Origin of the sequence: Pseudomonas sp. NPDC089534 (assembly GCF_044749305.1) — a bacterium.
In the GTDB taxonomy this organism is placed as follows: Bacteria; Pseudomonadota; Gammaproteobacteria; order Pseudomonadales; family Pseudomonadaceae; genus Aquipseudomonas; species Aquipseudomonas ekonensis.
This window is the reverse complement of the sequence record NZ_JBIVHR010000017.1, coordinates 46,180-70,718: the sequence shown is the minus strand read 5'-3', so window position 1 is coordinate 70,718 and position 24,539 is coordinate 46,180. Positions and strand designations below refer to the sequence as shown.

31 protein-coding genes are annotated in these 24,539 nt (G+C 63.7%); 29 read left to right on the top strand and 2 right to left on the bottom strand.

Annotation, left to right across the window (positions count from 1 at the left end):
* Positions 1-155 precede the first annotated feature (155 nt).
* The 26 genes from ACIP0B_RS07685 to ACIP0B_RS07560 all read left to right on the top strand — a co-directional run bounded on the left by ACIP0B_RS07685 (position 156) and on the right by ACIP0B_RS07560 (position 21,179).
* Complete coding sequence (locus tag ACIP0B_RS07685; RefSeq protein WP_400830939.1) at positions 156-758, top strand: terminase small subunit; 603 nt, start codon at positions 156-158, stop codon at positions 756-758.
* A gap of 4 nt (positions 759-762) precedes the next feature.
* Positions 763-2,787 (top strand): phage terminase large subunit family protein, encoded by a 2,025-nt coding sequence (locus tag ACIP0B_RS07680; RefSeq protein ID WP_400830937.1) that lies wholly within the window; start codon positions 763-765, stop codon positions 2,785-2,787.
* A gap of 1 nt (position 2,788) precedes the next feature.
* Complete coding sequence (locus tag ACIP0B_RS07675; RefSeq protein WP_400830935.1) at positions 2,789-2,995, top strand: phage head-tail joining protein; 207 nt, start codon at positions 2,789-2,791, stop codon at positions 2,993-2,995.
* Positions 2,995-4,476, top strand: a complete 1,482-nt coding sequence (locus tag ACIP0B_RS07670) for a phage portal protein (protein WP_400830934.1) — start codon at positions 2,995-2,997, stop codon at positions 4,474-4,476. Before ACIP0B_RS07675 ends, ACIP0B_RS07670 begins: the two co-directional genes overlap by 1 nt.
* Positions 4,473-5,615, top strand: coding sequence for a head maturation protease, ClpP-related (locus ACIP0B_RS07665; protein ID WP_400830932.1), 1,143 nt, complete (start codon positions 4,473-4,475; stop codon positions 5,613-5,615). Before ACIP0B_RS07670 ends, ACIP0B_RS07665 begins: the two co-directional genes overlap by 4 nt.
* Positions 5,612-5,956, top strand: a complete 345-nt coding sequence (locus ACIP0B_RS07660) for a head decoration protein (protein ID WP_400830930.1) — start codon at positions 5,612-5,614, stop codon at positions 5,954-5,956. The genes ACIP0B_RS07665 and ACIP0B_RS07660 overlap by 4 nt, the downstream gene beginning before the upstream one ends.
* A 64-nt stretch (positions 5,957-6,020) precedes the next feature.
* A complete protein-coding gene (locus tag ACIP0B_RS07655) occupies positions 6,021-7,016 on the top strand; it encodes a major capsid protein (protein WP_400830928.1) in 996 nt (331 codons plus the stop codon).
* 2 nt (positions 7,017-7,018) lie between these two features.
* Positions 7,019-7,339 (top strand): hypothetical protein, encoded by a 321-nt coding sequence (locus ACIP0B_RS07650; protein WP_400830927.1) that lies wholly within the window; start codon positions 7,019-7,021, stop codon positions 7,337-7,339.
* Positions 7,336-7,992, top strand: a complete 657-nt coding sequence (locus ACIP0B_RS07645; RefSeq protein ID WP_400830925.1) for a hypothetical protein — start codon at positions 7,336-7,338, stop codon at positions 7,990-7,992. The genes ACIP0B_RS07650 and ACIP0B_RS07645 overlap by 4 nt, the downstream gene beginning before the upstream one ends.
* Positions 7,993-7,996: 4 nt before the next feature.
* The gene (locus ACIP0B_RS07640) at positions 7,997-8,515 is read left to right on the top strand and encodes a hypothetical protein (RefSeq protein WP_400830923.1); all 519 of its coding nucleotides are present in this window, start codon (positions 7,997-7,999) and stop codon (positions 8,513-8,515) included.
* Entirely contained in the window at positions 8,512-9,099 is a 588-nt protein-coding gene (locus ACIP0B_RS07635) for a phage baseplate assembly protein V (protein ID WP_400830921.1), read from the top strand. Before ACIP0B_RS07640 ends, ACIP0B_RS07635 begins: the two co-directional genes overlap by 4 nt.
* A gap of 56 nt (positions 9,100-9,155) precedes the next feature.
* A complete protein-coding gene (locus ACIP0B_RS07630; RefSeq protein ID WP_400830920.1) occupies positions 9,156-9,386 on the top strand; it encodes a hypothetical protein in 231 nt (76 codons plus the stop codon).
* Between the two features lie 5 nt (positions 9,387-9,391).
* The gene (locus ACIP0B_RS07625; protein ID WP_400830919.1) at positions 9,392-9,718 is read left to right on the top strand and encodes a GPW/gp25 family protein; all 327 of its coding nucleotides are present in this window, start codon (positions 9,392-9,394) and stop codon (positions 9,716-9,718) included.
* A complete protein-coding gene (locus tag ACIP0B_RS07620; protein ID WP_400830918.1) occupies positions 9,715-10,599 on the top strand; it encodes a baseplate J/gp47 family protein in 885 nt (294 codons plus the stop codon). Before ACIP0B_RS07625 ends, ACIP0B_RS07620 begins: the two co-directional genes overlap by 4 nt.
* A gap of 1 nt (position 10,600) precedes the next feature.
* Positions 10,601-11,206: a phage tail protein I gene (locus tag ACIP0B_RS07615; protein ID WP_400830916.1), complete on the top strand. Its 606-nt coding sequence runs from the start codon at positions 10,601-10,603 to the stop codon at positions 11,204-11,206.
* The gene (locus tag ACIP0B_RS07610) at positions 11,203-12,744 is read left to right on the top strand and encodes a phage tail protein (protein ID WP_400830914.1); all 1,542 of its coding nucleotides are present in this window, start codon (positions 11,203-11,205) and stop codon (positions 12,742-12,744) included. Before ACIP0B_RS07615 ends, ACIP0B_RS07610 begins: the two co-directional genes overlap by 4 nt.
* 2 nt (positions 12,745-12,746) lie before the next feature.
* The gene (locus tag ACIP0B_RS07605; RefSeq protein WP_400830972.1) at positions 12,747-13,175 is read left to right on the top strand and encodes a phage tail assembly chaperone; all 429 of its coding nucleotides are present in this window, start codon (positions 12,747-12,749) and stop codon (positions 13,173-13,175) included.
* Positions 13,176-13,277: 102 nt separating this feature from the next.
* On the top strand, positions 13,278-14,444 hold the full coding sequence (locus ACIP0B_RS07600; protein WP_400830912.1) for a phage tail sheath subtilisin-like domain-containing protein: 1,167 nt from the start codon (positions 13,278-13,280) through the stop codon (positions 14,442-14,444).
* Positions 14,445-14,455: 11 nt separating this feature from the next.
* Positions 14,456-14,959: a phage major tail tube protein gene (locus ACIP0B_RS07595; RefSeq protein WP_400830911.1), complete on the top strand. Its 504-nt coding sequence runs from the start codon at positions 14,456-14,458 to the stop codon at positions 14,957-14,959.
* A gap of 11 nt (positions 14,960-14,970) precedes the next feature.
* On the top strand, positions 14,971-15,291 hold the full coding sequence (locus tag ACIP0B_RS07590; RefSeq protein ID WP_400830910.1) for a phage tail assembly protein: 321 nt from the start codon (positions 14,971-14,973) through the stop codon (positions 15,289-15,291).
* A gap of 149 nt (positions 15,292-15,440) precedes the next feature.
* Positions 15,441-17,882 (top strand): phage tail tape measure protein, encoded by a 2,442-nt coding sequence (locus ACIP0B_RS07585; protein ID WP_400830909.1) that lies wholly within the window; start codon positions 15,441-15,443, stop codon positions 17,880-17,882.
* A gap of 9 nt (positions 17,883-17,891) precedes the next feature.
* Positions 17,892-18,737, top strand: coding sequence for a phage tail protein (locus ACIP0B_RS07580; protein ID WP_400830907.1), 846 nt, complete (start codon positions 17,892-17,894; stop codon positions 18,735-18,737).
* Positions 18,712-18,918, top strand: coding sequence for a tail protein X (locus ACIP0B_RS07575; protein ID WP_085584383.1), 207 nt, complete (start codon positions 18,712-18,714; stop codon positions 18,916-18,918). The genes ACIP0B_RS07580 and ACIP0B_RS07575 overlap by 26 nt, the downstream gene beginning before the upstream one ends.
* A gap of 69 nt (positions 18,919-18,987) precedes the next feature.
* The gene (locus tag ACIP0B_RS07570) at positions 18,988-20,031 is read left to right on the top strand and encodes a phage late control D family protein (protein WP_400830906.1); all 1,044 of its coding nucleotides are present in this window, start codon (positions 18,988-18,990) and stop codon (positions 20,029-20,031) included.
* A gap of 36 nt (positions 20,032-20,067) precedes the next feature.
* A complete protein-coding gene (locus tag ACIP0B_RS07565) occupies positions 20,068-20,631 on the top strand; it encodes a glycoside hydrolase family 19 protein (protein ID WP_400830905.1) in 564 nt (187 codons plus the stop codon).
* Positions 20,613-21,179 (top strand): lysis protein, encoded by a 567-nt coding sequence (locus ACIP0B_RS07560; RefSeq protein ID WP_400830903.1) that lies wholly within the window; start codon positions 20,613-20,615, stop codon positions 21,177-21,179. Before ACIP0B_RS07565 ends, ACIP0B_RS07560 begins: the two co-directional genes overlap by 19 nt.
* Positions 21,180-21,307: 128 nt before the next feature.
* On the opposite strand, the gene ACIP0B_RS07555 is transcribed toward ACIP0B_RS07560, so the two are convergent.
* Complete coding sequence (locus tag ACIP0B_RS07555) at positions 21,308-21,700, bottom strand: hypothetical protein (RefSeq protein WP_400830902.1); 393 nt, start codon at positions 21,698-21,700, stop codon at positions 21,308-21,310.
* A gap of 297 nt (positions 21,701-21,997) precedes the next feature.
* Here ACIP0B_RS07555 and ACIP0B_RS07550 point away from each other — a divergent pair, with 297 nt between their 5' ends.
* Together ACIP0B_RS07550 and ACIP0B_RS07545 are read left to right on the top strand one after the other, a co-directional pair.
* Entirely contained in the window at positions 21,998-22,423 is a 426-nt protein-coding gene (locus ACIP0B_RS07550) for a hypothetical protein (protein ID WP_400830900.1), read from the top strand.
* Between the two features lie 66 nt (positions 22,424-22,489).
* Positions 22,490-23,398: a protein kinase gene (locus tag ACIP0B_RS07545; protein WP_400830899.1), complete on the top strand. Its 909-nt coding sequence runs from the start codon at positions 22,490-22,492 to the stop codon at positions 23,396-23,398.
* A gap of 415 nt (positions 23,399-23,813) precedes the next feature.
* Here ACIP0B_RS07545 and ACIP0B_RS07540 read toward each other — a convergent pair whose 3' ends face one another.
* Entirely contained in the window at positions 23,814-24,026 is a 213-nt protein-coding gene (locus ACIP0B_RS07540; RefSeq protein ID WP_400830898.1) for a hypothetical protein, read from the bottom strand.
* A 358-nt stretch (positions 24,027-24,384) separates the two neighbouring features.
* Between ACIP0B_RS07540 and ACIP0B_RS07535 the strand changes: the two genes are divergently transcribed.
* Positions 24,385-24,519, top strand: coding sequence for a hypothetical protein (locus ACIP0B_RS07535; RefSeq protein ID WP_400830896.1), 135 nt, complete (start codon positions 24,385-24,387; stop codon positions 24,517-24,519).
* Positions 24,520-24,539 lie beyond the last annotated feature (20 nt).

The window sequence follows — 24,539 nt, the reverse complement described above, 5'->3', positions numbered from 1 at the left end:
GGGGCCCCAGAATCGCCGGGGGCCCCTACGGGAATCTGAAGGACACGGGGTCGCAAACCCGCGGGAAAGTGTTAGCGGGAGGCCCCCCAACTTACTGAAATTCAATCCATTGAAATTGAAAGGTCTGCATTGAAAAGCCGTTGAAAGGAGGGCTCATGACAGAACCAACCTACCTGTCCAAAAGCGCCTTCGCGGCCCGGATCGGCAGGGCGCCGAGCTACATCACCTGGCTGAAGAACAACAACCGCCTGGTGCTGTCGCCCGACGGCAAGCATGTCGACGTACTGGCCAGCGAAGCGCTCATCCGCGACACCGCCGACCCGAGCAAGACCGCTGTGGCCGAACGTCACCAGCAAGACCGGATTCAGCGTGACGTGTACAGCCAACTGTCCCCCCTTGCGGAGCCGACTTCCACGGCTGCGCCGCCGCAGGTGATCGCCAGCGACGGCAAGCAGCCCGACTTCCAGAAGGCCCGTGCGCTGCGCGAGCACAACATGGCCAAGCTGGCCGAGATCGAACTGCACAAGGCGCAGGGCTCGCTGGTGTCCAGGGAAGCGGTCGAGACCGGCGCCTACGACGCCGGGCGCCTGCTGCGCGAGCAGCTGTTCGGGCCCTTGCCGCAACTGTCCCACGACCTTGCGGCGATGACCGATCCCTGGCTGATCGAAAAGCACCTGACGGACACCTTCCGCAAGACGCTGGAGGAGGCCGAACGCATCTCCTCGGCGGATCTAGAGAACGCCATCACTACGGACTGAACCCATGCACACGGAATTTCCTGACGGTGCGAGGGTGTACCGTGAGAACTATTTCCGTGGTCTGCGCCCCGACCCAGAACTCTGGATCGACGAGTGGGCGGACGAGTACATGCGGATCCCGCGAGACACCGGCGCCCCGGAGCCCGGCCAGTACCGCACCTCACGGACACCCTACGCCCGCGAGCCCATGCGCTGCCTGTCGCCGGCTCACCCCTGCAGGCGCGTGGTCACCATGGTGGCCTCGCAGTTGATGAAAACCCAGGTCGCCCTGAACTGGATGGGCGGCCTGATCCATATGGCGCCGTCGAACATCCTGGCGCTGCTGCCCAGCCTGAGCCTGTCCAAGCGGGTGTCGGGGCGGATCAGCAAGACCATCAAGGCCACGCCCGTCCTGCGCAAGCGTGTGGCCGCCAGCCGCTCGCGGGACGCCCGCAACACGATGGACACCAAGGAGTTCGAGGGCGGTTCGCTGTACGTCACTACCGCCGGGTCGGCGGCCAACCTGTCGGAGCTGTCGGCGCGCTACATCTACGGCGACGAAGTCGACCGCTGGGAGAACGATGTCGGCCAGGAGGGTGATCCTGTCCGGCTGGCGGAGACGCGGGCGACCAACTTCGGGCGCAACGCCAAGATCTACTTCTCCAGTTCGCCGACGATCAAGGGTGCCTCGCGGATCGCCGACCTGTTCGAGTCCAGCGACCAGCGGCACTACTACGTGCCGTGCCCGACCTGCGGCCACATGCAGGTGCTGGAGTGGGAGGGCCTGCTCTACAGCCCGGACTACAGCGTTGTCCATTACCAGTGCGCGAACCCCGAATGCGACGTGCTGATCGAGGAACACCACAAGGGCGAAATGCTCAGCCGGGGCGAGTGGCGGGCGCATGCGGCAGGCGATGGCGAGACCGTCGGCTTCTACCTCAATGCGCTTTATTCGCCGACAGGCTGGCTGGAGTGGCGCACCCTGGCCAGGGAATTCGAGGAGGCCAAGGTCGCGAAGGCAGCGGGCGAGATGGGCCCGATGCAGGTGTTCTACAACACCCGCCTGGCCAAGGTCTGGGACAGCGCAATGGAGCAGACCAACGCTGCCGCGCTGATCGCCCGAGCGCGGCTGGAGACCTACACCCTCGGCACCGTGCCGGCCGGCGTGCTGATGCTGACCGGCTCTGTCGACGTCCAGGCCAACCGCCTGGAGCTGATGGTGATGGGCTTCGGCGTCGGCATGGAGCGCTGGGTGGTCGATCACCAGGTCATCTGGGGCGACCCGGCGGAGGAGCGCACCTGGGCCGTGCTGGACGACAAGCTCAAGGCCCGCTACCGGCACCCCTGCGGCGTCGGCCTAGGGATCCTCGCGGTGGGCGTCGACTCCGGCGGCCACCACACCGACGAGGTCTACCAGTTCTGCCGCGTCCGCCGCTGGCGGAACGTGTTCGCCCTCAAGGGCGCTAGCAAGCCCGGCAAGCCTGTGATTGCCCAGCGCCCGTCCATGGTCGACGTGACCTGGAAGGGCCAGACCGAGCGCAACGGCGCCGAGTTGTGGTTCGTCGGCACCGACACGGCCAAGGATTGGATCTACAACCGCTACACGTTCCCGGACGGGCCGGGTGCGCTGCACTTCGCCAACGACCTGCCGGACGAGTTCTTCGACCAGTGCGTCGCCGAGCGTAAGGTGGCCCGCTACGTCCGTGGCCACAAGCGCATCGAGTGGGTGAAGGGCAAGGCCGAGCGCAACGAAGCGCTCGACCTGATGGTGTATTGCCTGGCCATGGCCCATTACCTCGGCATCAACCGCTACCAGGAACACGACTGGGATCGGGTGCGGCAGGCCCTGGCCCAATCCGGGCTGTTCGACGACGCCCTGGGCATCAAGCCCGTGCAGGGTGAGCGTGCCGAAGACGGGCAAACACCTGAGCCCATGGCTGTGCGCCAAGCCCAGGTCGCACCACCACCCGCTGCACCGGCCCCGCACACGCGGCCGGCAGCGCCACCACAACGCCGCACTTCCACCAGCGGCTACCTGAAGAGACGCTGACATGTCCTTTTCCCAGAAACACCTCGAAGCCATCGAGCGCGCCATCGCGCGTGGCGAAAAGACAGTGCGCTACAGCGACCGCACCGTCGAGTACCGCGACGTCGATGAGCTGCTCCGGGCGCGTGAGGAGATCCGCAGTTCGCTGAACAGCGCCGCTGGCCCCCGTCCACGGGTGGTGCGGCTTTACCACGGAGGCAAGGGCATCTGATGGCACGACACTATCCGACGCTGTCGCGGAGCGGGTTCTTGCTGCCGTCGAACATCAAGGCCAGCTACGAAGGCGCCGGAGAAGGCCGTCGATCCTCCAGCTGGGACGCTCCCGACATCAGCATCAACAGCATCAACACCCCGGCGCTGCGCAACCTGCGGGCCCGCTCGCGGGCGGCGGTGCGCAACGACCCCTACGCGGCCAACGCCATCAACAAACGGGTCAGCAACCTGATCGGCACCGGCATCACGCCGCGTCCGAAGCTCAAGGACGAGGAGCTGCGCAACCTGCTCCAGGAGTTCTGGGACGACTGGGTCGACGAGTCGGACGCCGACGGCCTGTGCGACTTCTACGGCCAGCAGGCCCTGGTGTCGCGCACGGTCGAGACGGCGGGGGAATGCTTCGTCCGGCTGCGTCCGCGCAGCCTGGACGAAGGCCTGGTGATCCCCCTGCAGCTGCAGACGCTCGCGCCGGAGTTCGTGCCGCACGACAAGTTCGAGACCACCCGCGACGGCAACGTCATCCGCGCCGGGATCGAGTTCAACCCGGCCGGCAAGCGCGTGGCCTACTGGATGTACCGCTCGCATCCGCGAGACGGGACGTTGCAGAACGCCGGCTACAACCAGCTGGTGCGGGTGCCGGCCAGCCAGGTGCTGCACATCTTCGAACCGATGGAGCCGGGCCAGCTGCGCGGCGTGCCGCGCATGTCGCCGGTGCTTAAGCGGCTGCGCAGCCTCGACAACTACGACGACGCGGTGCTGTTCCGGCAGGAGGTGTCGAACCTGTTCGCCGGCTTCATCAAGCGGCCGTCGCAGGACATGGGCCAGCAACCGCGAGACCCGGTGACCGGGCAGGTGATCACGGCCGACCGCGACGGCTTCACGCCGATGGTGGCGCTGGAGCCCGGCACCATGCAGGAGCTGGGCGCCGGCGAGGAGGTCGAGTTCTCCAAGCCGCCGGACGCCGGCAACAACTACCCGGACTTCATGCGGCAGCAACTGATGGCCGCTGCGGCCGGCACCGACACGCCCTACGAGATCCTCACCGGCGACATGAAGGGCATCAACGACCGGGCGTTGCGGGTGGTGCTCAACGAGTTCCGGCGCCGCCTGGAGCAGCTGCAGTTCAATGTCTACATCCACCAGCTCTGCCGGCCGGTTCGGGCGGCCTGGCTGGACATGGCGGTGCTGGCCGGGGTGATCGACCTGCCGGATTACGCCAAGCGCCGACGCGAGTACCTGCGCACGCGCTGGGTGCCGCAGGGCTGGGCCTACATCCAGCCGGTGCAGGATGTGCAGGCTCGGATGCTGGAGGTCAACGCCGGGTTCGGCTCGCGCAGCGAGATGTGCCTGCGCACCGGCTACGACGCCGAAACGGTCGACGCGGAGAACGCCGCCGACGCCAAGCGGGCCCGCGACCTGGGCCTCAACTACCGAACGCTCGTCGAGCCAGTCGACGTCGACGACCAGGAGAAACCATGACACCGCCATTCCCTCTGAAGATCTTCAACAAGGCGCAAGGCCAGCCGGAGATCAAGGACAAGCACTGGTACACCCTCAACGCGAGCGGCGAGGCCGAGCAACGCGCCATCGAGATCTACATCTACGGCGAGATCGGCACCTGGGGCATCACCGCCAACCAGTTCGTGCGCGACCTCGCCGCGCTGGATGACGGCGTCTCGCCGGTGGTCGCGGCCTTCAACAGCATCGGCGGCGACCTGTTCGACGGGCTGGCGATCCACAACGCGCTGGCCCGCCTGGGCGAGCGCTGCACGGGCCGGGTCGATGCCCTGGCCGCGAGCGCGGCGAGCGTGGCCGTGTGCGGCGCGCACCGGGTGGTGGTCGCGGAAAACGCCATGCTGATGATCCACAACCCCTGGACCTACGCCTCGGGCGACGCGGACGATCTGCGCAAGGTCGCCGCCGCGCTCGACCAAGCATTGGAGGTGATCATCGCGGCCTACAAGTCCAAGGCACCGGACATCGACGAGGCCGAGCTGCGGCGCCTGGTCAATGCCGAAACCTGGCTGACGGCCCGCGAAGCGGTCGCGCTCGGCCTGGCTGACGAGGTCGGCGAGGGTGTCCAGATCAAGGCCTGCCTGGGGCAGGGCGCGATGATTCAGAAGTACCAGCGCACGCCCCAGGCGCTGCTGGATCTGCTGAGCAACCCCACGCAAGTGCCCGAGCCAACGGTGGAGACGCCGGAACCTGCGGCTGACGTGGCCGATCCTGCCGCCCTGGCGTTGCTGATCACCCAAACCTGCAACACGGCCGGGATCAGCAACCTGATCGCACCGCTGATCGCCGCCACCCAGCTTGAAAGCGAAGCGGCGGTGCAGGCCGCGCTGACCCAGGCCAAGGTCATCCGCGACCTGTGCGTGGCGGCCCGTCTGCCCGAGTCTGCGGTGGAGTTCGTCAAGGCCGGACTGGACAGCGGCGCCGTGCGTGCGCGGCTGTTCGACAAGCTGGTCGGCAGCGGCGGGGGCTTCGAGATCGACAACAGCCTGCCGCAAACCCCGGATCCGGATCCCAAGATCCAGGCCAAGCAGCCTGACCCGTCCGCGATCTGGGCCGCCCGCCGGGCCGCACAATCCCCAACCTCGAAAGGAGCAAGACCATGACCTCTAAACTGGAACCGATGCACGCGGGCGAATTCCTGCTGTCCGAGGGCGCCGGCAACATCTCCCGCGAAGCGATCAACGTCGCGGCCGGCCCGGCGCTGGAGCCGGGGCAGATCCTCGGGCTGGTGACCGCCACCAGCGAGTTCGCCCCGTACAACCCCGCCGCAGAGGACGGCACCGAAAACCCCGTCGCCATCCTCTACGGCCCGCTCGGCCAGTCGGACGTGGTTCGCCGTGGCCGTGCCGTGGTGCGGCTGGCAGAGGTCAGCGAAGCCCACCTGACCGGCCTCGACCCGGCCGCCGAAAAGGCCCTGGCCACGCGCTACGTGATCGTCCGCTAAGACGTTCCTTCCCTTATATGCATCCCGCCGCGTGCGGGATTTTTAGTTTCTGGAGAGTACACCCATGGCCGATATTGCCATTTTTGAAGACGAAGCCTTCAGCGTCCCCTCGCTGACCGCCGCCATCAGCGAACAGGAATACGTGCCGGGCCGCATCAGCAGCCTGGGGCTGTTCCGCGAGGAGGGCACCACCACCCTGACCGTGCAGATCGAGAAGGACGGCGACACCCTGGCCTTGGTGCCGGCCGGCGAGCGCGGCACCTCGGGCCTGGTGGTCGGCGGCAGCCGGCGCACGCTGATCCCGTTCAACACCGTGCACCTGCCGGAGCGCTTCACCATCAAGGCCGACGAGATCCAGGGCATCCGCGCATTCGGCTCACGGACCGAGCTGCAGTCGGTGCAGGACGTGGTCAACCGGCGACTGGCCAAGGCGCGCCGACAACTCGACGCCACCCACGAGTTCCAGCGCATGGGCGCACTGAGCGGCCAGGTGCTGGATGCAGACGGCAAGACCGTGCTGCTGGACATCTACAAGGCCTTCGGCGTCCAGCGCCAAAAGTTGTCGATGGGGCTGGGCAACCCCGACACTGACGTGCGCGTCCGTGCCGGCGAGGCCCTGGACATGCAGGAGGACGCGCTGGGCAGCGTCACCAGCTCCGGCTCCCGCGCCTTCTGCGGCAAGAACTTCTGGAACAAGCTGATCACCCACAAGTCGGTGCGGGACACTTACCTGAACACCATGCAGGCAGCAGCCCTGCGTGGAGACGCCCGCGAGAGCTTCGAGTTCGGCGGGATCGTCTGGGAGCGTTACCGTGGCAAGGTGGCCAACGTCTCGTTCGTGCATGACGACCAGGCTCGGCTGATCCCGGAAGGTGTGCCGGATCTGTACATCTCGGTCTTCGCGCCGGCCGACTACATGGAGACGGTCAACACCGAGGGCCTGCCGTACTACAGCAAGATCGAGCCGCTGCCGTTCAACAAGGGCGTGTCCGGCGAGGCCCAGTCCAACCCGCTGCACTTGTGCACACGGCCACGGGCGCAGATCCAGCTGGAACTCTGACCATGGCCTTCCGCGAGCTGCTGGAGGACATTGATGACACGGTGTTCGAAACCCTCGGCGACACGGCCCGCATCGAGGGCTACGACGAACCGGTGCTGGGGATGTTCGCCGCACCGTGGCGGCAGCCCAAAATGGGCAGCCTCAAGACGGCGCTGCGCGAGCCGGTGTTCGAGATCCGCGTCCGCGATGCGCACAGCCTGAGGAAGGGGCTGCTGGTCAGCGTGGATCTGCCGGTGCTGGACGGCGGCGGGGACTACGACCTGATCCAGCTGGAGCCTGGCGGCGACGGCCTGGTCGCCCTGATCCTGAGGAAACGCCCATGAGCGTCGGCAGTCACTTCAAGCCCTCGGCCAGCGGCGGGATGATCTCGCTGCAGGCCAACTCCGCAGAGCTGAAGGCGTTCCAGGACTTCGCGGCCCTGGTGCCCAAGGCGGCGGCCAACGCCCAGCGTCGGGCGATCAACAAGACCCTGCGCTGGCTCAGCACGCACATCGCCCGCGCCGTCGGGCGGCAGGAGCGGATCGCGGTCAAGGCGGTGAGGCAGCGCCTGCGGGCCTACCCGGTCAGCGGCGGTGCCAACAGCGGCAAGCTGTGGTTCGGCCTCAACGCGATGGAGGCCAGCCGCGTCGGCCGGCCACGGCAGAGCCGGTCGGCTGTGTCGGTGGCGGGCCGGCGATTCAAGGGCGCTTTCTTCAAGAAGGTTTACGGCAACAGCGCCGAGGTGTGGATCCGCACGGCCAGCAAGCACTTCGACCCCGCCGACTACCCGGACAGCGACGTCAGCGCGGCCGGCGGGGCCAGTTCGGGATGGATCGCCGAACACGGCAGCCGCTTCCCGCTGGCCAAGGCCAAGGTCTCGCTGGAGCAGGCCCGGCCGCACTTCGACGAGTGGGTGCGCAAGGCGGACGAACACCTGGTGCACGTGCTGCAGCAGGAACTCAACTTTGAATTGCAGAAGCACCTGAAGGGGAACTGACGCGATGGACGAACCGGAAATCCCGTGCAGCCTTGAGCAACTCTACCCGGCCATCGAAACGCGCATCCGGGATCACCTGCCGGGTGTGCGGTTGGTGTCCATGTGGCCGGAAGATCTCGACCGCATACCGTTGCCGGCGGTGCTGGTGGAGCTGGCGGAAATGGAGCCAGGCCACGATCCGGGCACTGGCGAAACCAGTCTGGCCTGTAAGTTCGAGGCACGGGTGATCACCGATCCGATTCATTCGGACCATCACAAGCAGGCGGTGTTCCTGGTCGGCCAGTTGGCGGTTTTGCTGCGCCTGCAGACCTGGGGTGTGGAGGTGGAGCCGGCGGCGTTCGTGCAGGCCATGCCGGACTGGACCAAGCCCGAGCTGGACGGCTACACCGTCTGGGCCGTGGAGTGGACGCAGCAGGTCTACCTGGGCGAGGCGCAATGGCCTTGGCCGGACCAGCCGTCGGGCACCCTGGTGCTGAACATCGATCCGGGCGACGGCCCGTTCCGTCCGGAGGACGTGCCATGAGTTCGGGCTACGTCGCGGCCCAGCACGACCGCATGCTCGCCGGCCTGGTCAAGGACTGCTACGTGGTCGCGGTGGATCTCGCCGCGTCCCCTCCGGCGTGCCGGGTCTCGGACGGCGAGTGGGTCAGCGGCTGGGTGCGCTGGCACAGCATCGCCGCCGGCAAGGCGCGGCACTGGCGGGCGCCGAGCCTGAACGAGCAGGGCACCCTGATCAGTGCCAGCGGCGACGTGGCCCAGGGCACGTTCATCCCCGGCCTGTACGGCAGCGGCGGGCCGCCGCCGGACAACCGTGACCACGTCGAGGTGTGGCGCTTCGAGGACGGCGGATCCCTGGTCTACGACTGGCAGGCCAAGAGCTACGCCATCAGCTTGCCGACCGGCACGGTCACCATCAAGGTCGGGGGAACCCAGGCTGAGGTGACCGACAGCGCCGTCACGGTGAAGTCGGGAGCGATCGATCTCGAAGGCAAGGTGAACATCAAGGGCCCGGTCAACATCGACGGCCCGCTGCATGTCACCCAGGACGTTACCGGCGGCGGGAAAATCCTCGACACCTCAGGCAACAGCAGCAACCACAAGCACTAACGATGACCCATTGACCCGGCCCGCTTTGTGCGGGCCTTTTTCTACCCGGAGCAATCATGGCCAAACCCCAAGACGATCCAGCGGCGCAGGCACCTGCCGCCGTTCCGACGGTGCCGACGGCCTCGTCGGTCACCTTCCGCGACACCCTCTACACCTCGCGCACCGTCATCCTGCCGGACGGCCGCACGCTCGCCGTGGTCGGCGGCCTGGTCACGGTCGGGGCCGGTGACGACGCAGCGCTGAAATGCCTCAAGGCCCACCCCGAATACGAGCAGCTTAAGGAGTAGTCCCGATGATCGGAATGGATCGCCACACCGGGCAGCCCATCTCCGGCATCGAGCATCTGCGCCAGTCCATGGCGGACATCCTCAGCACTCCCTTGATGAGCCGCCGCGAGCGACCGGAGTACGGCAGCAAGCTACGGCGCATGGTCGACCAGCCCATCAACGAAGGCTGGAAGAGCGCCGCGCAGGCCGAGGCCGCTCGGGCGCTGCGCCAGTGGGAGCCGCGCCTCAAGCTTGAGCGCGTCGTTGTCACGTCGGTGCTGGGCGGCCAAATCAATTTCAAGATCAGCGGCGAATACCTCGGTGAGCGCGGCACGTTGGAGGTGTGGGTATGAGTACCTTGGTGGATCTGTCGGAGCTGCCGGCCCCGGATGTGCTGGAGCCGCTGGACTTCGAGGACGTGTACGGCGAGGCGCTGGAGGTGTTCCGGGGGCACATGGGGCAGAACTGGACGGCTTCGCTTGAGAGCGACCCGGTGACCAAGCTGCTGGAGGTCGGCAGCTACATCAAGCTCGGCAACCGGGCGCGGGTCAACGACGCGGCCAAGGCGCTGCTGCTGTCCCACGCCACCGGATCCGACCTGGACCAACTGGCGGCGAACGTCGACATCAAGCGCCTGGTCATCCAGGCGGCCGACCCGCTGGCCGTCCCGCCGGTCGAGGCGGTAGAGGAGTCGCACGACGCCCTGCGCGAGCGGGTGCAGCTGGCTTACGAAGGGCTGACCACCGCCGGCCCGCGCAACAGCTACATCCTGCATGCGCGCAACGCCTCGGCGCTGGTCGCCGACGCCACGGCGGAAAGCCCGGCGCCGGCCTGCGTCGATGTCACGGTGCTGGGGCTGGAGGGTGACGGCACGGCCGGTCCGGAGCTGCTGGCCCTGGTCGCGGCGGCGGTGAACGACGATGACGTGCGGCCGGTCGCCGACCGCGTCACCGTGCGCGGCGCCGAGATACTGCGCTACAGCGTCGACGCCGTGCTGCACATGAAGGGCGCAGGCCCGGAGAACGACGCGGCGCTCACCGAGGCGATCCGCCGGCTGGGTCTGTGGATCAACCCACGGCGCCGGCTGGGCGTCGAGGTGGCGCGCTCCGGCGTCGACGCGCAGCTGCATGTCGCCGGTGTGGCACGGGTGGAGCTGCGGGGCTGGCAGGACCTGAAACCGAGCAAGGCCCAGGCCGCGTACTGCACGGGTTACACCGTCGTGCTGGGGGGCTGACATGCGCAGCCTCCTGCCGCTCAACAGCACACCCCTGGAGCGGGGCATCGAGGCCACGTTCGCCGAGACCACCCTGATCCCGCTGCGCGCCCTGTACAACCCCGATACCTGCCCGGTGCACCTGCTGCCGCACCTGGCCTGGGCCTGGTCGGTCGACCGCTGGGATCCGGCCTGGCCGGAGCCGGTCAAGCGCGCCGCGATCAAGGCCTCGTTCTACATCCACAAACACAAGGGCACCATCGGCGCCCTGCGCCGGGTGGTCGAGCCGCTGGGCTACCTGATCGAGGTGCTGGAGTGGTGGCAGACCGCACCGGAAGGCGTGCCCGGCACCTTCGCACTGAAGGTCGGCGTCCTCGACACCGGCATCACCGAGCAGATGTATCAGGAACTAGAGCGGCTGATCGACGACGCCAAGCCGGTCAGCCGTAAGTTGACGGGGCTGGCCATCAGCCTTGAGACACAAGGCCACCTGAACATCGCCGCAACCCTGTACGACGGCGACGAGATCGACGTCTACCCGCCGGTCATGCGTGACATCGAGGTCACCGGCAGCTTCGGCGTAGTCGGTCGCGAACACACCATCGATACCCTGGACATTTACCAATGACTGATGCGAACAGCCAATTCTTCGCCATCCTCACCAACGTGGGAAAGGCCAAGCAGGCGAACGCCGACGCGCTCGGCGTTCCCTGGAAACTCACCGAAATGGGCTTGGGCGATGCCAACAACATCGACCCGGTCATCCCCAGCGAATCCCAGACCCGTCTGATCAACGAATGGCGGCGCCGGCCGCTCAACCGGCTGATGGTCGATCCGGTCAACCCGGCGGTGCTGATCGCTGAACAGATCATCCCGGCCGACGAGGGCGGCCGCTGGATCCGCGAGATCGGCCTGTACGACGCCGACGGCGACCTGGTGGCGGTGGCCAACTGCGCGCCGAGCTTCAAGCCGCTGCTGTCGCAGGGCTCGGGCCGGACGCAGATCGTGCGGATGAACTTCATCGTCACCAGCACCGGCAACATCCAGCTCAAGATCGATCCGGCGGTGGTGCTTGCGACTCGCGAATGGGTCGAGGCTAAGATCCTGGAGGAGCTTTACAAGCTCGACGGCAAGCAGTCGGTTCGGGTGGCCACGACGGCCGACATTGTGCTGACTGGGCTGCAGACCGTCGACGGGATCGCCTTGGCGGCCGGTGACCGGGTGCTGGTGAAGAACCAGGCGGCCGCCAAGAACAATGGCCTGTACGTTGCGGCGGCAGGCGCTTGGGTACGGGCACCGGATGCCAACAGCGATGCCGAGGTGACTTCGGCGATGTTGGTGGCGGTTGAGCAGGGGGCAACGCTGGCCGATACGCTTTGGCAACTGGTCACGGATGGGGTGATTGCCCTCGGCACCACGGCGCTGACGTTTCAGAACGTGACTCAAGGCTTTGCGCCAATTAACGCCCCGGCGCTACTTAACCCGACGGCCAACACACCGCCGCAATTTGATAACTCTTCGAAACTTGCCACGACCGAATTTGTGCAGCGCGCAGCGGGAAGTTTCGCCGGGTATGCCGCCTATGCGGCAAATACGGTTTTGACGGCGGCGGATGTGGGAAAGTACGTATATGCAAGCGCACCGACTGTCACTTTAACGCTGCCTGATGCCACGCTGCTGCCCCTCGGGAGTCGCATTTACATTCAGGCGGGAGCATCGACCGTCTGTACCGTGAGGTCCATTAACGGCGCAATTTCTGGTCCTAATGGCAATCCGGCGGGTTCGTCCAATGTCGTGCTGGGTATCGGCGTTGCGAGTGAATTCATTGCAGCGGGTTCGTCCTGGCTGGCAGTTGGCGGATCTGGACTCGCCATTCTTTCTGCTAATGGCTATCAGAAGTATCCGTCGGGGCTGATCGAGCAGTGGGGAGCCGTAACGGTCATCGACAACACTGAGGTAGTCATTACTTTGCCTATCGCGTTTCCTACCGCAGTTCTCGGGGCGATGGCAGGAATATCCAACTCAAACATAGTGGGTGGTGGTGAGTTCGCAACAGCCGGCGCGAGAAAGAACTCCAGCAGCCTCAGTACCATTTCTGTAAACGCAAACACGGGGCCTACCGTATCGGTCAGTCAGCTCGTAACTTGGCGGGCGTGGGGTTATTGATCATGATTTTTTTTAGTGCATCTGAGCGTGGCTTTTACGACGACACCATTAACAGCGAAATACCGGATGATGGCATTGAGGTTTCCGATGAGCGCCGTCGCGAAATTCTGACTGGTCAATCTGCCGGAATGGTCGTCACTGCTGACGAGTTCGGCGGCCCTATCCTTGTTGATCGGCCGCCGCCTAGTGCTGAGGCGCTGGCCGCCGCTGAGCGTGTTTGGCGTGATCGGCAATTGGCGGCTACTGACCCTCTGGTTTCACGCCATCGCGACGAGGTCGAGGACGGCGGGTCTACTTCGATCACGCCTGAGCAATATGCCGAGCTGCAAGGCTACCGCCGCCTGCTGCGCGACTGGCCGCAAGGCGGGCAATTCCCGCTGGTCGATCACCGCCCGCTGGCGCCGCCCTGGCTGATCGAGCAAATCCAATAAACGCCCCGAACCGACGGGGCGTTTTGTTTCCTCTATGCGTAAAACGAACACCCTCACAGCCCCGCTCATGCGGGGCTTCGTCATTTTTGGAGACTGACCTATATGAGTTTCTTTCACGGCGTCACGACCACCTCGGTCGATACAGGCGCTCGCACCATCTCGATGCCGTCCTCTTCGATCATCGGCCTGTGCGACACCTTCACCCCCGGCCTGGTCGGCGGCGGCACGGCGAAAGCCGGCGAATTGAAGCTGATCACCACCGAGCGCGAGGCCATCGCCGCGTTCGGCGCGGGGGCGGCTATCACCAAGGCCTGCCAGGCGGTCTACGCCAAGGCCAAGGCAGTCATCGTCGCCATCGGCGTGCCGAAGATGGAGGACCCGTCGCTGCAGACCTCGGCGATCATCGGCGGCGTGCTGGAGTCCGGGCAGCGCACCGGCCTGCAGGCGCTGCTCGACGGCAAGAGCCTGTTCAACGCCCAGCCGCGGCTGCTGATCGCGCCGCGTCACTCGGCGACCCAGGCGGTGGCCACGGCCATCGACGGCCTGGCGCAGAAGCTGCGGGCCATCGGCATCATCGACGGGCCAGGCACCACCGACGAGGCCGCCATGGCCTACGCGAAGAACTTCGGCAGCCGCAACCTGTACATGGTCGACCCCGGCGTGCAGTTCTGGGACACCGCCCAAAGCAAGACCGTCGACGCGCCGGGCTCGGCGTGGACGGCCGGCCTGTTCGCCTGGACCGATGCCGAGTACGGCTTCTGGGCCTCGCCATCGAACAAGGAGTTCACCGGCATCACCGGCACCGGCCGGGCGGTCGAGTACCTGGACGGCGACGAGACCTGCCGGGCCAACCTGCTCAACAACGCGAACATCACTACGATCATCCGCGACGACGGCTACCGGCTGTGGGGCAACCGCACCCTGTCGAGCGACCCGAAATGGGCGTTCGTCACCCGCGTGCGCACCCTGTTCATGATCATGGACGCGGTGCAGGCCGGGCACAAATGGGCGGTCGATCGCTCGATCACCAAGACCTACGTCAAGGACGTCACCGACGGCCTGGAGGCGTTTCTGCGCGACCTGAAGAACCAGGGCGCGGTGATCAACTTCGAGGTGTTCCCCGACGTGGAGCTGAACACCGCCAGCCAGATCGAGCAGGGCAAGGTGTACTGGCGGATCCGCTTTACCGACGTGCCGACGGCCGAGAACCCGAATTTCCTTTTTGAGGTCACCAATCAATGGATGACCGAAGTGCTTGAGTCCGCCTGAGGAGGCCTCTGATGAATCCTGAAATTTTGTCCAACTGCGCCATGTTCATCGACGGCGTCAGTTTCTCCGGCGAAGTCCCCAGCCTGACGCTGCCCAAGGTGGTGCTGAAGATGGAGAGCTTCCGTGGCGGCGGCATGGCCGGCGAGATCGAGATCCCGGTCGGCGTCGAGAAGCTCGAAGCCGGTTTCACCACCACCGGCGTGCGGCGCGAGGCGCTCAAGTGGTTCGGCCTTTCCGACCGCACCGCCTGCAACGCGGTGTTCCGGGGCTCGTTCAAGGGCTACAAGGGCAAGGTGACCCCGGTCATGGTCACCATGCGCGGCGGCCTCAAGGAGGTCGACATGGGCGACTGGAAGGCCGGCGAAAAGTCCGAGACCAAACACAACATGGCATTGACCTACTACAAGCTCGAAGTCGGCGGCCGGGTGGCCTTCGAGATCGACATGGTGGGCATGGTGCTGGTGATCGACGGCGTCGACCACCTGGCTGAAGAACGTGCGGCCCTGGGCCTCTGAGGAATAGTGAAATGAGCCAAGACATCCAACCGATCTCCCAAAAGCCTCTGCCCAAGTGGCTGCAGCTTTCCGACGAGGGCCTGCGCATCAGCCTCAAGTACCCGACCGAGCTGAACGGCGTGAAGGTCGACACCCTGGCGATGCGTGCGCCCTGCGTGCGTGATGTGCGTGCGGCGCAGGCCACCTCCAACGGCGACGCCGAACAGCGCGAGATCTCGCTGTTCGCCTCGCTTACCCAGACACCCGAGGCGGAGCTGGTGACGCTGAAAATGGTCGACTACGGACGCCTGCAGGCCGGCTACTTTCGCCTGGTCGAGGACGACGAGGTTTGACGTGACCACGTTGAAGGCCCTGGCCAAACGCATGGCCAGGGAGACCGGGTTCTCGGCAGCCGAGATCACGGGCATGCCCTTCAACGAACTGGTGTGGTGGCTCTCCGACTGAGCCGCCGCTCAACCCCTTTGACGCATAAGGCACGCACATGGCGAAGAACCTCGCGCTCGGCTTTGTCATCGGCGGCGCCGTCGACCCGACGGTGGGCAAAGCCTTCAAGGACGTCGAAAGCAAGATCAAGCACCTGGAGTCCGTGGGCTCGAAGGCCCGCGTGCTGCAGAACACCATCGGCGACACCATGCGCCTGCGCGATGAGTGGCGCAAGGCGCACACGACCGGCGCCGAAGGCGCGGGCAAGCTGCTGGCCAAGTACGAAAAGAACCTCGAACTGCTGAAGAAACAGGGCGTCGAGGTCGGCCGCCTGAGCAAGGCCTACGCCACCTTGGGCCGCGTGGCCGCCGGCGCCGAACTCAAGGCGCTGGGCCATCAGCAGATTGAGGAGGGCCGGTCCGGCCTGAAAAGCACCATCGGCCAGGCTGGTGCGCTGACCGCCGCTGTCGCCATCCCGACCAAGGTCAGCGCGGACTACGGCGCGATCATCCGCGACATCGCGATCAAGGCCAACATCGCCAACTCCCCCGAAGAGCAGCAGCTGTCCAGGACCGTGATCGACACGTCACGCGACACGGGCATGGCGCGCAACCAGGTGGCCGAGGTGGTGAACGCCCTGGTCGGCGCCGGCATGGAGCTGGACAAGGCGCTGGCCTACGCGCCGACGGCGGCCAAGTTCGCCGTCGGCCAGGGTTCGGAAGGCACCGAAACGGCCAAGATGATCAACGCCCTGGGGCAGAACGCCAAGATCACCGATCCGGCGGTGATGCAGAAGGCGCTGGAGGCCATCGCCTACCAGGGCCAGGCGGGCAGCTTCGAGGCGGTCGACATGGCCCGCTGGTTCCCCGAGCTGCTGGCCGGCATGGGCAAGCTGGGCATCACCGGGATGGACTCGGTGACGCAACTGGGCGCCATGCTGCAGGTGCAGATGAAGACGGCCGGCGGTTCGGACGAGGCGGCCAACAACCTCAAGAACTGGATGGAGAAGATCGGCTCCAGCGAGACGGTTGACGCATACAAAAAGGCCGGCATCGACTACAAGAAGTCGTTGCGGACCGGCCTGCAGAACGGCAAGTCCACGCTGGAGTCCAGTTTCGCGCTGGCCCAGAAGTACATCGAGGCGACCGACCCCAAGCGGGCCGCCGAGATGGCCGAGGCCACGGCTGCGATTAGTAAGGAGGCTGATCCCGAGAAAGCCAAGGCCATGATGAAGTCCCTGGAGGAGGCCCTGCGCACCGGCGACCTGTTCGCCGACATGCAGGTCAAGGCCGCCCTGACCGCGTACATGCAGAACAAGGATCTGTACGAGCAATTGAAGAAGGACTCGGCGAACGCTACCGGGATCCTCGACAAGAACCTCGCCGAACGGCGGCAGACCTCGGCGCAGAAGTGGGCGGAGATGGCCCAGTCCATGGACGACGCCATGCGCAGCATCGGCGATGCACTGCGGCCGCTCACAGACGGCGTGGCCGAGGGCATTGCCAATGTCAGCCGCAAGTTGTCGGACTTTGCCGACAAGTTCCCACGGGTCACGCTCGGTATCGGCCAGGCCGTGGCAGGCCTGGTCGCGCTGAATGTGGCGGTCAGTGCGTTCAAGATCGGCAAGGGCCTGATGAACCTCGGGCGCGGCACCCTGCTGGGCAACCCGAACATCCCGCAGAAGGTGATCGTCACCAACCTGCCGGGCAAGGGCGGTGGGCTGGGTGCCGATGGCCTGGATGCTGGTGGCGACGGCAAGAAAGGCAAAGGCGGCAAGGGCGACGGCCTCGGTCGCAGGGACAAGATCGTCAACGGCATGAAAGGCCCGGCGGGGCTGGCGGTGATCGATGCAGGCTACAAGGCGTGGGACACCTACCAGAATGCCGAGACCCGCGATGAAAAGGCCGAAGGCTACGGCGAGGCGGCGGGCGGTTTGGCCGGCACGCTGGCGGGTGCGGCCGCCGGTGCAGCCATCGGGACAGCGGTGCCGATCATCGGCAACATCGTCGGCGGCTTGATCGGGGGCTGGCTCGGCTATGTGGGCGGCGATGCGGTGGGCGGTTTCCTGGGTAAGAAAATGTTCGGCACAGACGAGTCGCTCAAGCGGGTTCCGGATGCCGGGCCGCTGATGATGGCCAACGCCGGACAGAACCTGCAGCCGGTGATGGGCGACATCGCCCGGTCCTTTGCGCCGAAGCCTGCCACCGGCCCGCTGGCCCCCGGCGCGGCGATGGGCGATGTGGCCCGTTCATTGGCCGCTCCTGCCGGAACACCGGTTCCGCCAGCACTGCTGGCAGCACCGATCCCGGCGGCCAAGGCCGAAGCGCCGAAGGTCGAGCAACGGGTCGAGATCACGGCGCCGCTGCAGATCACCGTGCAGGGCGACGTCAAGGATCCAGCCCAAATGGCACGGGAGCTGCAGCCCTACATCGCGCAGCAGATGCAGCAGGCCACGCAACAGCTGCAGAACCGCACGCTGTACGACGAACCGCATGTGTAAGGAGGGCTGATGGCCTACATGGAACAGCTGCAGTCAGGGCTCAAGCAACTGGCGGCAGCGGGGGAGACCGGACGGCGTAGCCTCGACGGCATGATGGGGCCGGTCAACGGCGCGATCAGCGAGATCAGCGGCGCGGCCTCGGAGCTTGAGAGCATCCCGATTGTCGGTCCGGCGGTCGGGGAAAAGCTGCAGCGCGTGATGCGCGGGGTGAACGCCGCCCAGGCCAAGGTCGGCCAGGTGGTGGCCACCTACAACAAGGCCACCCGCGCCCTGTCACAGATTGACGAGCGCATGGGCGAGCTGAAGGAACAGGCGGCCCGGGCATCCACCGCGATCAACAAGATCGCGGGCAAGGTCAGCCCTTCGCTGGGCAACATACTGCCCACCGGTGCGCTGGCCGGCGACGCCACGCCGGTGCCCGAGGCGGTTAAGCCGTTCCCGCACCTGCTGATCATGCAGCCGCTGGATCCCAAGGCGGTGCCGTACTACTTCAACCTGGACACCGCCGCCTTCGACGAGCTGCGGCGCTCGACGGAGTACCGCTGGGCCTCGCAGGAGCGCCTGACCCGGCGGCCGGCGCAGCAGGGGGTGGGCATCGGCGAGGAAAAGATCACCCTCAAGGGGGCGATCTTTCCCGGCTTCAAGGGCGGAATCCGACAACTGGACACCCTGCGCAGCCTGGGTGCCCGGCTCCAGCCGCTGACCTTGACCACCGGCTACGGCGACGTGCTGGGCACCTGGTGCCTGAAGAACATCGATGAAGAACAGAGCGCGCTGCTGCAAGGCGGGATCCCGCGCAAGCAGGCGTTCACCTTGGAGTTTGTGCGCTATGGCGACGACCTGCAGAACGTCTGACGGAGACCTGCTCGACACCCTTTGCTACCACGCCTACGGGCACCTCAACGGCACCGTGGAGGCGGTGCTGGACGCCAACCAGGGGCTGGCCGACGAGCCGCAGCCGTACCGCGCCGGCATCGTGATCGAGCTGCCGGACCTGCCGCCGCCCGACGACAGCGAAGTGATGCTGTGGGGCTGACGCCATGCCTGCCTGCCGCTGATCGACTCAACCGGCCCGCCCAGCGCGGGCCTTCCTTTGGATGGAATCATGACCCCAACCTTTCGCGTCGTCGCCGACGGCGCCGACATCACCCAGCGCATCAACGACCGGCTGCTGCAGCTCAAGACCACCGACAAGCCTGGCATGGAGTCCGACGAGTTCGAACTGCGCATCGATGACCGCGACGGCGCGGTGGTGCTGCCTCCTCGCGGGGCCAGCATCGAGATCTACCTGGGCTACGCGGAAACCAAGCTGACCCGCATCGGCCGCTACGTCGTCGACGAGATCGAGCTGTCCGGTCCGCCGGACACGCTGGTGATCACCGGCAAGGCCAGCGACATGCGCGGCAGCGGCAAGACCACCCGCAGCGGCAGCTGGGAGAACGTGCCGCTGTCGCGGATCGTCGCCGACGTCGCCGCCCGAAACGGATGGCAGGCGGTGTGCCCGGTGCAGACCAAGGTGCCGCGAGCCGACCAGCTCAACGAGTCGGACTTCAACTTCATCACCCGGCTAGCCAAGCAGTACGACTGCACGGCGAAGGTCGCCGACGGCAAGCTGCTGGTCATGCCGCGCCAAGGCGGGCAGAGCGCCTCGGGCAAGGCGTTTGGCGTGGTGACGATCCAGCGCCCTGACGTCGGCCGGTTCCAGTTCAGGCTGGGGGATCGCAACACCCACAAGGCGGTCTCCGCCAAGCACCAGGACAAGAAGACCGGCAAGCTCGCCGTGGTCACCCTCGACAACGACGAGTCGCCGGACGGCCTGCCGCCGGTGCACACCGACCGCCACATCCACCCGAACAAGTCTGCCGCCGAAGCGGCGGCCCAGGCCCGCCTCACCGCGTTCAACCGCTCCACGGCCGGCGTTCGGCTGGAGATGGCGGGACGCACCGACCTGTTCGCCGAACGGACGATCAACGCCCAGGGCTTCAAGGTCGGGCTCGACGGCGAGTACCTGGTCGACTCGGTGGAGCAAGTATTCACCCAGGCCGGCTGGAGCACGACGGTCGAGTGCAACGGCGGCAAGAAGGGCAAGGCGAAAGCCAAAGGCAAGAAGAAAAAGGCGGCGAAGGATCTGAAGGTCGTTCAGCTCTAGCAGTCGCGCCGCATCCCCAAAGACGAGGAGAACCCCATGTCACTGACGGAACAACAGCTGCAACGCATCATGCCCAACGCCCGCCGCCAAGCAGGCGTTTTTGTTTCCGCGCTCAACGCGGCAATGGTTCACCGGCAGATCGACACGCCCCGGCGGCAGGCCGCGTTCCTGGCCCAGGTCGGGCACGAGTCGGGCCAGCTCAACTATGTGCGCGAGCTGGGCGGCGACCAGTACCTGAGCAAGTACGACATCGGCACCCTGGCCGCGAGACTGGGCAATACGCCCGAGGCCGACGGCGACGGCCAGCGCTACCGGGGCCGGGGGCTGATCCAGGTCACCGGCCACAACAACTACCTGCGCTGCAGTCTGGCGCTGTTCGGCGACGAGCGTCTGCTGCGCACCCCTGAGTTGCTGGAGCTGCCTCAGTGGGCCGCCGAGTCGGCCGCCTGGTTCTGGTGGGTTCGCGGGCTGAATGCCTTGGCGGACCAGGGCGAGTTCGAGGAGATCACCCGCAAGATCAACGGCGGGCTGAACGGCCTGCAGGATCGTCTGCAGTTGTGGGAGCGGGCGAGGGCAGTGCTATGCGCCTCGGCGAATTGATCCCGGCGCCGTACCGGCTGCTGGCCATGGGCGTGCTGCTGGCCTCCGTTGCCGGCGGATCCGCCGCACTGGCCTGGCAGGTGCAGGACTGGCGTTACGGCGAGCAGTTGGTGGAGCAGGCACGCCTGCAGACTGAAGCTCTCAACCAACTGACCCTGGCCGCTACCGCCGCGCAGCAGGCCGAACAGGACAAACGCCAGGTGCTGGAGCAGCGCCTGGCGACCAGCGAGCAAACCCACTACCGAGCCTTGAGCGATGCCCAACGTGATCAAGGTCGCCTGCGCGACCGCCTTGCCACTGCTGATCTGCGCCTGTCAGTCCTACTCGCCCCCGTCGATGCCGGCGGCAACAGTGCGGTGCCAGCCACCACCGCCACCGGCGGCGTGGTTCATGGCCCCGCAAGAGCCGAACTTAACCCGGCGCATGCTCAACGAATTGTCGCCATCACAGACGAAGGCGACCGGGGGCTAATCGCGCTGAAAGCGTGCCAGGGCTACATCCGAGCCCTAGAGCAGGGATCGAATGTGCTTCAGGTCGGTCATAAGTAAATCACTCTCAATAGTTCATCAACACCGAAGCGCCTATGGATAAGCAACTCGCGGGATACATCGTCCTGATGACGATCGTCTGGGTCGCAGTTGTACTGGCAGTGATGCATTGGATGTCGAACTGAAGGCTATGGCTGGCGTGAGTCCGATCTGCGGTCGATTGGCTGTCCCGTTCTCACGGAGATCCCGGTCGCAGCTTCCAGCCTTTCAGTCAGGTGGCTGATGTGCTTGTTGCTCGCCATCAACTCCCAGTTGCTCTTGGTCTCTATGTCGCAGGCGCGGCGGCTGGCTTCTTCCGCTGCCTTGACCGCCTGGGCTAGTTGCGCCCTGAGCTTTTCGCATTCGGCCGCCGCTTCGGCGTGCATCTGAACAAGCTTGAAAATCCGCTCCCGCTGCTGGCGTAGTTGCAGGGACAGTTCCTCGAACTCGTTCTCGTACATCCTGAGCTGGTGCCGGCAGGTTTCGAGCGGTGTTGGGCAGCCGAGCCAGTCGTCGGTGTTTTCGATTTCGGTGGGATCCACAGTAGGGCCTTGTTGCGTGCTGTTTGGATATACAGTAATCGAGGCAAGGCGGTAAGCGATGGTGAGGCGACGAGCTGCAATGACGGCAGCCTACGGCCGAAAGCGGTCGCCCGTAAGGGGCTGCTATCGGCCAGAAGTTGCCAGTAACAAAAGGCTGCTTTCGACCCATAGCTGCCTATTGCCAGCGACGACTACGGGCTGGCACCATCTGTTGGCGACTGCTGACTTGCATCTCAAGCTGGTAAAACCGTGCAAAGTCAAACCATGATAATAGTAAGTGCATCTTGATCTGCATAGATGCTTAAAATCAAGGAAGAAAAAGTGGCTAATATTTATAAAATTTATACCTCGCTCAAAAAAACACGCGGCCTTGACGGGGAAGTAAATCTCACGCTGAGTGTAGAGAAGGGGGCTGCCCCGAAGTTTCTATCTGAATTTGCAGGTGGCTGTGGGGAAATATATGACGGTTACTCAACAACTACAAGAAAGTTTGAAATATTTTTAGATCAGGATGAGCGGCGACTTAGGTTGAGTTTCAGTGATGGAACTTTTGAAACTCTTAGCCCTCAGTTTGAGCGACTCATCAATCCTATTGATCCTTTAAATCAGCTTAAAGTGGTTCCGCTCAGTGTCGACCAAATTTTGCTCCTGAGTCAAGAAGGTGAGTTTTTTTCTAAAGAATACATAGTTACTGGAAGTAATTGGTGGGGTCGTAAATCTTAATCGTATTTTGTTGGCCCCGCCCTATAGGGATTAAGTTAGCTTCTTAAAGTAAACAAAAGGCACAATATGACATCGGAAGTTATAGGCGACAATTTTTATCTAGAACAGTACAAGGCGATTAAAACCTCCGAGAACTGGTTTAAGAATTTTAAGTTTCTTGGTAAGGGTGGTAATGGAACGGCATTTCTGGTAATGGGTACCGGCGGGCCTCTTAGAGGTGGTTTTTTTGCTCTTAAAGTTTTTCATAAGATGTCCTCCACTAAAAGAAGGGAACGATTTTTGCAAGAGGCGTTGTTTCTTCGGGAGGCGAATCATCCGAATTTAATGAGACTTTTGGATGAAGGTACTTTTGCTGATCGCCCCTTCGTAGTTCAAGATTTCATGCCGAAAACCATGCATGGCGAGCTTGGAAACGGTCAGCTGGATTTTGGAAAAGCTTTGCTGTTTTCCTGCCAGCTTTTGTCTGCTTTGCAAGCTCTCCATAAACAAAATATCATCCATAGAGATATTAAGCCGCAAAATATATTTATTGATAATCTAACGGCATATCTTGGCGATTTTGGACTGATCAAAAAAATAGAACCCGAAGTCGATAGTGAGGATTTAGTAGACTTTGAGGGGTATTTCGCCATGCCGCGTTTCTACAGAACACCCGAGTTAATCTCATATGCAAAACAAGAATCAAATCTTGATTTGAGGTCCGATATATTTCAACTTGGCCTTGTTTTTGCGCAAATGTATACTGGCAGGAATCCACTTGTGACGAACGAAAATCTTCTAGAGCCTATTCAGCTAGAGAAACTATCCAATATTCCTGGAAAGCATTCTGGACTCGTTGCCTTAACCATCAATCAGATGCTAGATACAAACAAAGAAACCAGATGCACCATCGACTCTGCACTGAGCAGATTCACAAGCTTGATTGAAAACTACTCGAAAGATTATGAGCAGCTTCACGGCAGATTTTTCGTCTAGCAAAAAATGATAATAATTGTACTCGCTCAGGGAGTGGCGGCAGGTTGGATTTGCTGCCTTCTTGGTCTAGTATAATTTGAAAAAATAGATCGGACTATTCTTCGTCACTCGATTAATTAATTCGCTTTTTTTGTATACATTCTCCTCGTTTTCCTTGCGACCTACATTGGCGGCGATAGCGTATGGTTGACATCTATTCGACGAAAAGAAAAAAAGCCCAAAACAAAGCGGGCGTTGAACAATGATCAAAGTGAAGCGCCCCGGGCTTGATAGACACCATTAAGCGGCAGCTTCTGGCCGTTAGCTGCCTTACGCCACAGGAGCCTCTTGGCCAGTTGCAGCTGTTCACGGATGCCAGCAGAAGGGGCTCAAATTCTGATCCTCCACAGCTTTCTCGGATGTAGAGTGTCGACTCTCAAAGATTTTTACTCCGAAGCTTTGCCAGGCCTTGTCTGATGTGGCCGGCGTTCTCTCCAATCTTCCACAAGCTTCCACGAACATTTTCCCCGACTTCGGTCAGTCCCTGCCTTTCAGCTTGAAGCGTCAACTCCATGAGTGCTGCCTCCAATCCAAGCTGATTCTGGTAGATCCTTTCCAGCACATCTGATAACGAATATTCATCTGGCATGGCATCGCCTCCCTTCAAGACTGGCTCAGCATAGCGTGTCGAAAGGGCGTTGGTTGCTTAGAAATTGCTACAAGAGAAAGGCTGGAATGTCGGAAGAGACGCTAGAACAGGGCCGAGCGGGTGGGCTATGCCCAATCCATCATGGTGCGGCGGAGAAACGGCCAAAGAGTGCTGCGGGTGTGGCGTAGATTGGGGTATTGAGGGTGCTGGATCGGTGAGGCTGGAAGGTGGGTAGGGTTTCTCAGGAACGACTCGTCGGGCTCAGCGATATCCGGCGGAAATACAACCTAATCAGGTGAGACAGCCACGAAATGGACTGATAGCATCGGGCTATCAATTAGGATGACGGAGGAATCCCATGCTGAAGAAAATCGGTTTATCCATTCTCGGCGCCGGCACGCTCTATCCAAGGGGGCTTTCGCTGAAGAAAAGCCTTTCAAAACCTACGTCTATGTGGTTTACGTTTCCGCGCCGAGAAATGACTAAGGCTTAGGCACGGAATAATTAGCCTGT